General features: G+C 67.9%; 12 protein-coding genes. 5 read left to right on the top strand and 7 right to left on the bottom strand.

Annotated features, from left to right (window positions below):
* The 4 genes from L286_RS0125085 to L286_RS46130 form a co-directional block, all read right to left on the bottom strand.
* Positions 1-164 (bottom strand): histidine phosphatase family protein (locus L286_RS0125085; protein ID WP_031293614.1); only part of this gene is annotated, 164 nt, incomplete at its 3' end.
* A 37-nt stretch (positions 165-201) separates the two neighbouring features.
* The gene (locus tag L286_RS46140) at positions 202-1011 is read right to left on the bottom strand and encodes a 3-deoxy-manno-octulosonate cytidylyltransferase (RefSeq protein WP_020818733.1); all 810 of its coding nucleotides are present in this window, start codon (positions 1009-1011) and stop codon (positions 202-204) included.
* Between the two features lie 342 nt (positions 1012-1353).
* Entirely contained in the window at positions 1354-2361 is a 1008-nt protein-coding gene (locus L286_RS46135; RefSeq protein ID WP_007682538.1) for a KpsF/GutQ family sugar-phosphate isomerase, read from the bottom strand.
* A 548-nt stretch (positions 2362-2909) separates the two neighbouring features.
* On the bottom strand, positions 2910-3905 hold the full coding sequence (locus L286_RS46130; RefSeq protein ID WP_007682537.1) for an NAD-dependent epimerase/dehydratase family protein: 996 nt from the start codon (positions 3903-3905) through the stop codon (positions 2910-2912).
* 292 nt (positions 3906-4197) lie between these two features.
* Here L286_RS46130 and L286_RS46125 point away from each other — a divergent pair, with 292 nt between their 5' ends.
* Both L286_RS46125 and L286_RS46120 read left to right on the top strand, forming a co-directional pair.
* The gene (locus L286_RS46125) at positions 4198-5304 is read left to right on the top strand and encodes a GNAT family N-acetyltransferase (protein ID WP_025160443.1); all 1107 of its coding nucleotides are present in this window, start codon (positions 4198-4200) and stop codon (positions 5302-5304) included.
* Positions 5301-6161 carry a cupin-like domain-containing protein gene (locus L286_RS46120; RefSeq protein ID WP_020818736.1) on the top strand — a complete coding sequence of 287 codons (861 nt, stop codon included), beginning with the start codon at positions 5301-5303 and terminating at the stop codon, positions 6159-6161. Before L286_RS46125 ends, L286_RS46120 begins: the two co-directional genes overlap by 4 nt.
* On the opposite strand, the gene L286_RS46115 is transcribed toward L286_RS46120, so the two are convergent.
* The 3 genes from L286_RS46115 to L286_RS46105 all read right to left on the bottom strand — a co-directional run bounded on the left by L286_RS46115 (position 6139) and on the right by L286_RS46105 (position 8700).
* Entirely contained in the window at positions 6139-7194 is a 1056-nt protein-coding gene (locus tag L286_RS46115) for a GNAT family N-acetyltransferase (protein ID WP_020818737.1), read from the bottom strand. The two genes, L286_RS46120 and L286_RS46115, sit on opposite strands and share 23 nt — an antisense overlap.
* 85 nt (positions 7195-7279) lie before the next feature.
* On the bottom strand, positions 7280-7648 hold the full coding sequence (locus tag L286_RS46110; protein ID WP_007682283.1) for a DUF962 domain-containing protein: 369 nt from the start codon (positions 7646-7648) through the stop codon (positions 7280-7282).
* 80 nt (positions 7649-7728) lie between these two features.
* Entirely contained in the window at positions 7729-8700 is a 972-nt protein-coding gene (locus L286_RS46105) for a serine hydrolase (protein ID WP_020818738.1), read from the bottom strand.
* Positions 8701-8791: 91 nt separating this feature from the next.
* On the opposite strand from L286_RS46105, the gene ung reads away from it, so the two are divergent.
* The 3 genes from ung (at position 8792) to L286_RS46090 (ending at position 10274) form a co-directional block, all read left to right on the top strand.
* A complete protein-coding gene (ung, locus tag L286_RS46100; protein WP_020818739.1) occupies positions 8792-9487 on the top strand; it encodes a uracil-DNA glycosylase in 696 nt (231 codons plus the stop codon).
* Entirely contained in the window at positions 9484-9747 is a 264-nt protein-coding gene (locus L286_RS46095; RefSeq protein ID WP_020818740.1) for a hypothetical protein, read from the top strand. Before ung ends, L286_RS46095 begins: the two co-directional genes overlap by 4 nt.
* Positions 9748-9842: 95 nt before the next feature.
* Complete coding sequence (locus tag L286_RS46090) at positions 9843-10274, top strand: DUF488 domain-containing protein (protein ID WP_020818741.1); 432 nt, start codon at positions 9843-9845, stop codon at positions 10272-10274.
* Position 10275 lies beyond the last annotated feature (1 nt).

Below are 10275 nucleotides of genomic sequence, written 5' to 3'. Positions count from 1 at the left end.
AGGCGGCGGATGGGCAGGTTCTGCGCGGCGAACCAGGCGCCGAGGCGCTCGGCCTGGGCGTGGCCGCTTTCCACCAGCGCGAGGTCGGTGCGGGCGCCGATGCGGCGGGCGTCGGCGTTGCTTTCGAAGGTGTTGCCGTGGCGGATGATGAAGATGCGGCGCATGGGCTGTTTCTCGACTTCGCTCGAAACGGGCGGAGGATCAGGGCGTGGGGTCGCCGTGGGCGGCGATGAGGGCTTCGACGCGGGCTATGTCGGCCTCAGTGTCGATGCCGGAACTGTCGAAGACGGGCGGCGGGACTGGGACGGTGGTGACGGGGATGCCGAGTTCGAGCAGGCGGAGCTGTTCCAGGCCTTCGAGGGTTTCGAGGGCCGTGGGGGGCGTCGCTTCGAAGCGGGTCAGGGCGTCGAGCGTGTAGCCGTAGAGGCCGACATGGCGCCAGACCGGGGAGAGCGGCTGGCTCTGGCGCAGGGCGTCCTCGTCGCGGATGGCGGGGATGATGGTCTTCGAGAACCAGAGGGCGCGGCCGTCGGGGGCGCGGGCGCAGGTGGTGCCGCTGAAGGGCGAGCGCGTCTTGTGGTCGCGCAGGGCGTCGAGCGCGGGCCAGTCGAGCGCGATGACGGGGGTGGCGACCTGCGCCCCCGCCTCCAGCGCGGCGATGACGGCGCGCAGGGCGCCCTGGGGCTGGAAGGGGCTGTCGCCCTGGAGGTTGACGATGAAGCGGGGTTCGGTCCCGCGCTGGCGCGCGGCCGCGAGGGCGCGGCCGGAGCCGGTCGCGATGGCGCTTTCCGTCATGGCCGCGTCGCAGCCCGCGGCGCGGGCATGGGCGGCGATTTCCTCGTCATCGGTGGCGACGAGCAGTTGGATGTCGGAGAGGCCGGCCGTGGCGGCGCGGGCCATGGCGATGGTCCGGTGCAGCAGCGTGCGGCCGGCGATCAGGCGCAGCGGCTTGCGCGGCAGGCGGGAGGAGCCGGCGCGGGCGGGGATGACGATGAGGGTGGATGGGTTCATTTCAGGAGGAATGCCGTCGAGGGGCCGCGTGCAGGGGCATGTGTGGAAAGGCCGTCAGGGGGCGGGACTGGACCGGGTGATTTGAGTGGAGAGCGGACCTTCCCCATTTCGTCGCCCCGGATCCTTCGACAAGCTCAGGACAGGCTTGATCCGGGGTTCCGCTTTCTTTCTGAGTGCGCGCTTCGTCCAAGGCAGCGGGACCCCGGGTCAAGCCCGGGGCGACGAATAAGGGGAAGGTCCGCTCTCCACCCGAATCGATCAGGCCGGCTAACCCCGCATTTGCCCGCTTTGCCCAGGCTCCTGCCTTCGCAGGAGCGCGGTCGTCCCTGGGGCGAATGGCGCTCAGGCTACGCCCGCATGGAGCAGGTCGTGCATGTGGATGGCGCCGACCAGCCGGTCCTTTTCGCAGACGAAGAGGAGCGTGATATTATGGTCGTGCATCAGGCGGAGCGCTTCGGAAGCCAGTTCCTCGGGGCTGACCGACACGGGCTGGACGGTCATGTAGCGGCCGACCGGCTCGTTCATGTGGCGGGTGCCGGTGACGGTGCGGCGCAGGTCGCCGTCGGTGAAGGCGCCGATCAGTTCGCCCTTTCCGTTCACCACCGCCGTGCCGCCGAGCCGGGCGCGGGTCATTTCGATGGTGGCGTCGAGCAGGGAGGCGTCCTCCTCCACCCGCGGCACGTCGCCGCCCGAGGCCATGAGTTCGCGCACCTTGACAAGTTGCGCGCCGAGCCGGCCATTGGGGTGGAATTTATGGAAGTCGTCCGCCGAAAAGCCGCGCATTTCCATGAGCGCGATGGCGAGCGCGTCCCCGAACGCCATCTGGATCGTGGTGGAGGTGGTGGGCGCCAGCGAATTGGGGCACGCTTCCTTCACGTCGGGCATCAGGATGCAGATGTCGGACGATGCGGCGACCGTGCTGTGCGGGCGCGCCGTCATGCCCAGCAGGGGGATGGCGAAGCGCTTGCAATATTGGATAATGGGGCCGAGTTCGTTGGACTCGCCCGAATGGGACAGCATCAGCACGACATCGTCCGGCGTGATCATGCCCAGGTCGCCATGGCCCGCGTCGGCGGGATGCAGGAAGATGGCGGGCGTGCCGGTGGAGGTGAGCGTCGCCGTCATCTTGCGCGCGATGATGCCGCTCTTGCCCATGCCGGTGACGATCAGGCGGCCGCGCACATTCATGATGACGCCGACCAGCCGCAGGAAATTGGCGGAAAATTCCCGGTCGTTGAACTGGTTTTCAAGGGCGTTCAGCCCCTCGGCCGCGATGGATAATGTCCGGCGCGCGGTTTCCGCGATGCGCCCGCCTGAGCCGAATGGCACGATCTTCGTTACTGTCGACACGCGTAAGCCCTTTTTTCCACCATCGCCGCCGGCTTTTTCCGACTGACGACAGCGGCGACGATCCACCGCCCCAGGTGTTCCGCCCTTACTTCGTTCCGCGACCCGACCGATCGAAGCGACCGGCACCCGGCTGTCGGGGATAAGCGTCTTCCCCTAATATTGGCAATCGATTTCGCAAGCGCGAATGATGATTTCCGCGCCATTAACGCCACAATGGATGAAAATGCGATGAAGCGCATAATTTTATCGGCGGATGGCGGAACCTTTTGCAGGAGGAGTGGTTGTGGCGTGCTTTTGCTGCATCGCGCCATGAGCAAGGGTGGGGGGTAATGCGGGAATGGCGGGAGATGGCCAATGGCGGACATCAGTTTCCGTCACCCCGGGCGTGACCCGGGGTCCCGCTTTCTTGTCTGAGTGCCGCGCCTCGTCCAAGGCAGCGGGACCCCGGGTCAAGCCCGGGGTGACGAATAGGGAGAGGGGTGACGAATAGGGGAAGGTCCGCTCTCCACCCAAACGCTCGGTTCGGCGACGCTTGAATTCGTCCCTGCCTAATCGTGATAGGCGCGATACCAGTCGACGAAGCGGGGGACGCCCACTTCGATGCCCGTGGTCGGGGCGAAGCCGATGTCCTGCGCGATGGCGCTGATGTCGGCGAAGGTGGCCGGCACGTCGCCCGGCTGCATCGGCTGGAAGTCGATCTCCGCCTTGCGGCCGCAGGCTTCCTCCAGAACGGAGATGAGGTGCATCAATTCCTCCGGCCGGTTGTTGCCGATATTGTAGAGCCGGTGGGGCGAGCGGCTGCCGCCCGCCTTGGCCGCGCCGTCATCTTCCGGCGCATGGTCGAGGCAGCCGATCACGCCGCTGACGATGTCGTCGATATAGGTGAAGTCGCGCTGCATCCGGCCGTGGTTGAAGACGGGGATGGGCTGGCCCGACAGGATTTTCGAGGTGAAGATCCACATCGCCATGTCCGGGCGGCCCCAGGGGCCATAGACGGTGAAGAAGCGCAGGCCGGTCATCGGGATGCGGAAGAGATGGGCGTAGGTTTCGCTCATCAGTTCGTCGGCGCGTTTCGTGGCCGCGTAGAGCGAGACGGGGTGGTCGGCGCGGTCCTCGACCCGGAAGGGCAGCGTGTCGTTGCCGCCATAGACCGAGGAGGAGGAGGCGTAGACCAGGTGCCGCACCCGCCTTTCCCGCGCCACTTCCAGCATGTTGACGTGGCCGGCGAGGTTGGAGCGGACATAGGCGTGCGGGTTGATCAGCGAATAGCGCACGCCCGCCTGCGCGCCCAGATGGATGATGGCGTCGACCGGATGGTCGTGCAGCGCCGCCTGGAGCGCGTCCATGTCGGCGAAGTCCAGTTCGGCGAAGGTGAACAGGCCGCCATGGCGCTGATGCAGGGCGGCGATCCGGTCGCGTTTCAGCGAGACGGGATAATAGTCGTTCATATTGTCGATGCCGAAGACGGCCCGGCCTTCGGACAGAAGACGGTCCGCGACGGCCATGCCGATGAAGCCGGCCGCGCCGGTCACGAGGATTGTCATGGGCTGCGGTTTCCTGTCCTTGCCTTGGCGCCGGAGTCTTTCACAGACAATCCGGGGGGCGATGTAAAGGGCTTTCCCCGGAAGCTCCGTAATAGTGCCTAAAAATTGCCGGGCTTGGGGTGGATGGCGGTGGGCATTCAGCTTTGCCGTGCTCCTGCGAAGGCGGGAGTACGGTCCCGCCCTTTGTTCATCATCGCTCCCTGGGAACTGGGCCCCTGCCTTCGCAGGAGCACGCTGCGTTTACCTTCGCGGGTTAGCCTTTCCCTAATCATTGGCGGATATGGCCGGGAGCATGGACATGGCTTCCCATCCCGCAATGGCGAACGCGCGCGCCCATGCGCCGGCGCGCTGGGCCGCGCTGGCGGACGCGGCGGCCGAGGCCAATGCCTTCTACATGCCCGAAATGCTGTGCGCGGCGCTGGATCATCTGGCGGATGGCGCAACGGTCCGCGTGCTGGAGGCGCAGCGGGACGGGGAACTGATCGGGCTGATGCCCGTGGTCGTCGCGGCGCGGCACGGGCGGCTGCCGCTGCGTTGCGTCGCCAACTGGATGCACGATCATTGCTTCTTCGGCGCGCCGCTGATCCGGCGGGGCGAGGAGGTGGCGGCGTGGCGGGAATTGCTGGGGCAGTTGGACGAGGCGGACTGGGCGCCGGGCTTTCTGCATCTGCGGGGGCTGGACGCGGCGGGGGCGAATGCGGCGGCGCTGGAGGCGCTGTGCGTCGAGCAGCGGCGCGGGCGGCGGGAGGTGCATCGGTACGACCGGGCGATGCTGCGGTCGGAACTGGATGCGGACGCCTATTGGGAAACCCATGTGCGGGCCAAGAAGCGCAAGGAATTGCGGCGCCTGCAGAAGCGGCTGGCCGAACTGGGCACGGTCGAGAGCCGGCTGCTGGTCGACGGGGCGGACCTCCCGGCATGGTGCGGGGAATTTCTGGCGCTGGAGGCCGCGGGCTGGAAGGGGGCCGAAGGATCGGCGCTGGCCTGCAGGGATGAGGATGCGGCTTTCTTCCGGGCGGCCTGCGCGGCGGCTTTCGAGAACAGGCGGCTGCATTTCCTGCGCATGGACCTGGATGGGCGGGCGATCGCGATGCTGGTCAATTTCCGGCATGGCGAAGGGGCCTTTTCCTTCAAGATCGCCTTTGACGAGGCGCTGGGGCGCTTTTCGCCGGGGGTGCTGATCGAGATCGCCAATTTGCAGGCGGTGCTGGGCGATCCCGCCATTGGCTGGATGGATAGCTGCGCGGCGGCGGACCATCCGATGATCGACAGCCTGTGGGGCGAGCGGCGCACGATCACCCAATATCGCATCGCCCTGCGGGGCGCCGGGCGAAGCGTCGCCTTTGCGCTGGCCAATGGCGTCGAGGCGCTGGGGCGGAGGTTGAAGGGGCAAATATGAACGCGGTGAGCGCCATCGAGGCGGCGGTGTTTCCGGAAGAGGCGCGGGCGGCCTTCGCGGCGGCTTATCCGGACCGGGCGGCGAAGTTGAGCCATGGGCTGGCGGGGCATGCGCTGCTGACGCTGGAGGCTCTGGCCGGGCTGGCGGAGCGGATGCCGGCCGACTCCGTGGAGTATAATCTGGGGAAGCTGCCCTTGGGCGTGCGGGCGGAGGATACGCCGTCCAACGGGCTGACGCTGGGCGAGACGATCCGGACCATAGAGACCAACGGCAGTTGGGCGGTGCTGAAGAATGTCGAGCGGGATGCGGCCTATGGCGCGCTGCTCGACCGGGCGCTGGCGGAACTGGCGCCGCTGGTGGAGCGGGAGACGGGGCCGATGCTGCACCGGGAGGCGTTCATCTTCCTGTCCTCGCCCGGCAGCGTGACGCCGTTCCATATGGACCCGGAGCATAATATCCTGCTCCAGATCCGTGGCGAGAAGACGATGACGGTCTTTCCGGCGGGCGACGAGGAACTGGTGCCTGCGGTGCAGAGCGAGGCCTTCCATGCGGGCGGGCATCGCAATCTGGACTGGCGGGACGGGTTTCGCGAGCGAGGCATGGCGGTGACGCTGTTGCCGGGCGATGCGATCCATGTGCCGGTCAAGGCGCCGCATTTCGTGGAGAATGGCCCTGTCGTTTCGGTCAGCCTGTCGGTGACGTGGCGGTCGGAGCGGAGCGTGGCGGAGGGCGAGTTGCACAGCCTGAACGCGCTGCTGCGGCGGCGCGGGCTGCCGGTCGGGCGGATCGGTGCGAGGCCGGAGGCGCAGGGCGCGCGGCGGATCGCCTACCGCATCATGCGGAAGCTGGGCGTCTGAGCAGCTTGCGCAAGGCGGCTTCGGCTTCGAGGCGGGGGCTGAAGCGGTCGACCTGCCACCATTCAAGGGCTTCCTCGCGGGTGGCGAGGCTCTGCTTGTAGCGGTCCTTGCCCGCGAGCAGCGAGTAGAGCGCGAGGCCGCGTTCCGCATAATGGGCGACGGCGGCGGCATGGCAGAGCAGGCCGGGCTTGTCCTTGGCGGTGCGGGGCGCGGCGAAGGCGGACTGGTAGTTCATCGCTATGCCGTCGTGGAGGAAGTTGAGGAGCAGGCCGACGGTTCCGCCGCTGTCGGTCAGGCGCAGCAGTTCGACCTTTTCGTCGCGGCTTGCGAGGGTGGCGGCGAAGCGGCGGAAGGCGGGGTCGTCCCAGGCATTGTCGGCGTGGCGGCCGGTATTGAGGGACTGCATTTCCTCCAGCCATGGGACGATGTCGGCTGGGTCGGCTTTGGCGATGGCCGGGAGCGTGCCGTCATGGTCCTTGAGGGCGCGGCGAATTTGGCTGCGGCTGTTGGCGCTGAGCAGCGACAGATAGTCGGCGGCGCGGACGGCGGCGAGGTCGACCTGATAGACCGGGGAGCGGTCGAGGCGGGTCTTGCGGCGGGCGGGGATTGTCAGGAGCGGCGAGTCGGGGGCGATGCCGTCGAGGCGCAGGGTGCGCCAGTCGTTGCGGTCTTGCAGGGCCTGGAGGGCGGCCTGCGCGGCCTCCCCTTCCCTGCCCTTGGCGGCCAGCAGGCCGTTATATTCGATGAAGGGGCGGTCGGCGCCGGGGTCGCCGGACTGGTTGAGCGACAGGGTGGCGCTGCGGCCCAGCAGGCGGGGTTGCAGGGCATGGCCGAAGAGGGCTAGCGCGACGTCCCGGCCCTGCGCGTCGATGACGGCGAGGAGTTCGGGGCGGACGGCGTAGCTTTCCAGCCAGGCGCCGGTCCAGGTCCAGCCGAGGAAGAAGCTGGCGGCGGCGCGGGACTCCAGCGCCTGCCAGCGGGGGGCGAGGCTCGCCAGGTCGGGCAGGCGGGTGAAGTGGGCGGTGAGGGCCATTGCGGGCCCCCTTTTGGCAGAGCGGCGGTGGGGGTCAAGCGTGGTAGGAGGAGTATGGCGTTCCTGCGAAGGCGGGAGCAGGTTGCTACAGTTCGCGGCGGAGGGCGGGGTCTATGCTGCCGTCGGGGCGGACGCCGGCGCGTTTCAGGTCGCGGCCCATTCTTCCGGTCAGGAAGCGGAACCACATCACGAAATCGGCCCGCAGCGACCAGAAGGGATAGCGGAAGGTCGCGGGGCGGTTATGTTCGATCAGGCTGTGGCCGATCCAGGCGAAGCCATAGCCTGCCAGCGGCATGGCCGGGATCATCCACCATTTCCCCGCCACCGGCAGCGCGGCGATCAGCAGCACGACCAGGCTGGTGCCGGCATAGTGCATCGCCCGCGTCCCCGCATGGGCATGTTCCTGGAGATAATAGGGCCAAAAGTCGCGGAACGCCGCCGTCTTGTCGTCCATCGCATCCCCTCCTGCCCCAGTCCCTCCTGCCAGTGTCCGCGAGCCTATCGGGAAACGGGATGGAAGTTAAGGTGGATGCGTCAGGCCGTGTGCCGATCGGGGGCGAACAGGAAATAATCATAAGCGGCCCGCGCCGCTTCGGCCATGATGCGGTCGCGCAGTTCATGGCCCATATGGTCCTTCATCACGAAGACCGAGATGACGAACATGCGGCCATCGGGCAGCGTGACGATGCCCGCGTCGTTGCCGAGGCCGTTCAGCGTCCCGGTCTTGTGCGCGATGCGCGTGCCCGGCGGCAGCATGGCGCGCAGCCGGGCCTTGCCCGTCTTGCAGCGTTCCATGATCGAGAGCATCAGCGCCGTCGTCTGGGGCCGCAGCACCCTGCCCAGGCGGATCGCGGCGAGCAGGTCGTCCATCGCGCGCGGCGTGGCGGTGTCGCGCGGGTCGGCGGCGAAGCCCAGATTGGGCATGTCGCGGGCGTCGCGCTGCGCGGCGGAGAGGCCGGATTCCAGCGCCGCTTCATCGCCATAGCCCGTGCCGACCACCTTGGCGCGGGCGAGCAGGTCGCGGGTGTTGCTGTCGACGCGCAGCCCCTTGATCCCGGCGGCGCGGACCCAGTCGTTCACCGCCTGCGGCCCGCCGGCGCGGGCGACGAGGGCGTCGGTCGCCTCATTGTCGCTGAGCGTCAGGCTCATGTCGATCAGGGCGCGCACCGGCAGCGGGCGGTCGAGGCGCATGAGCGGTTCGTCGAGGCTGAGGCTGCCCGCGTCCAGCAGCGAGAGGATCTTGGCCGCCACCGCCAGCTTGTAGGTGCTGGCCATCGGGAACAGCGTGTCGCCATTATAGGCCAGCGTCTCCCCGGTGCCGAGGTCGCGCACGGCGATGCCGACGGTGCCGTCGGTCAGCGTCGCGAAGCGCGCGAATTCGGCCATCAGGCGGGATTCGGCGCTGTGCTGGACCGGATTGGGCGTCGGGCCGAAGGCGTCGGCAGTGGGCAGCGGGGCCAGGAACAGGCCCAGAAAGGCGATCAGCTTGGTGCGAAGGCGCGGCATCCCGCCTATTTTCCCGATTCGCCGGAGAAGGGCAAGGGGCCGGCCAAGCATTGTTGACAGCGGATCGCCCGGCGGTTCATCACGCCGGGCCATGAGCGACACCATCAGGCTGGACGAGAGCTGGCGCGCCCCGCTGCTCGGCGAATTCGAAAGCCCCTATATGCAGGGGCTGAAGCGCTTTCTTGAGGAGGAGAAGCGTCAGGGCAAGCGCATCTTCCCCAAGGGCAGCGAATATTTCCGGGCGCTGGACCTGACGCCGCTGGACAAGGTGAAGGTGGTGGTGCTGGGGCAGGACCCCTATCATGGCGAGGGGCAGGCGCATGGGCTGTGCTTCAGCGTGAAGCCGGGCGTGCGGACGCCGCCGTCGCTGGTCAATATCTACAAGGAATTGCAGAGCGACCTGGGCCTGCGGCCGCCGCGCCACGGTTTCCTGGAACATTGGGCGCGGCAGGGCGTGCTGCTGCTGAACAGCGTGCTGACGGTGGAGATGGGCAAGGCCGCGTCGCACCAGAAGCGCGGCTGGGAGCAGTTCACCGACGCCATCATCCGGCTGGTCAACCAGAAGAGCGAGCCGATCGTGTTCCTGCTGTGGGGCAGCTATGCGCAGCGCAAGGCGGAGTTTGTGGACCGCACGCGGCATCTGGTGCTGAAGGCGGCGCACCCCTCCCCCCTTTCGGCGCATAACGGCTTTCTGGGGTGCAGGCATTTTTCGCAGGCCAACGCCTTTCTGGAGGAGAAGGGGCGCGGGGCGATCGACTGGGGCTTGCCGGAAACGGTGGCGGCATGAATTTCGACGACCAGTTGCACCGCTATTTCGGGGTGCGGGAACTGGAGGCGCTGACGCCCGATGCGCTGGCCGCGGGAATCGAGCATATGCGGGTGGATTTCGGGCTGGAGACGGACGGGCGGCGGCGGTTCGCGCTGTGGTCGCTGATGTTCCTGCTGGGGGCGGCGCCCGACCTGGACGAGGCGTTCGAGGACCCGGCGGACCGGGACGCGGCGCGGGACTTCATGGAGATGATGGAACGGGCCGGGGGAGACGAGTAGCGTTTCGCCGCTCCGTGTTCCTGCGACGGCAGGAACCCAGCCCCACCGCTTCAACTGGGTTCCTGCCTTCGCAGGAACACGGTATCCTGTCGGGCATGCGAATCTTCACCATCGGTTATGAGGGCGCGACGCAGGACGAGGTGATCGCGGCCCTGCGGGCGGCGGGCGTCACGATGCTGGCCGACGTGCGGGCGGTGCCGCTGTCGCGGCGGCCGGGCTTTTCGAAGAATATCCTCGCCGCCGGGCTGCGGGAGGCGGGGATCAGCTATGTCGGGTTGAAGGCGCTGGGGACGCCCGCCGCCGGGCGCGAAGCGGCGCGCAAGGGGCAGCACCGGCGGCTGGCGGAAATTTACGCGGGGCAGTTGGAACTGCCCGAAGCGATGGTGCAGGCGGCGCAACTGGTGGAGATGGCCGGGGAGCAGGCGGTGGCGCTGTTGTGCTTCGAGCGGGATGCGGGGGCCTGTCACAGGTCGCTGCTGGTCGATGCGATCATGCCGGATGCGGAGCGGGTGGATTTGGTGCCTTGAG

The organism is Sphingobium sp. HDIP04, assembly GCF_000445085.1.
Lineage (GTDB): Bacteria > Pseudomonadota > Alphaproteobacteria > Sphingomonadales > Sphingomonadaceae > Sphingobium > Sphingobium indicum.
The sequence above is the reverse complement of the archived record's forward strand: the minus strand, read 5'-3'. Positions and strand labels throughout refer to the sequence as shown.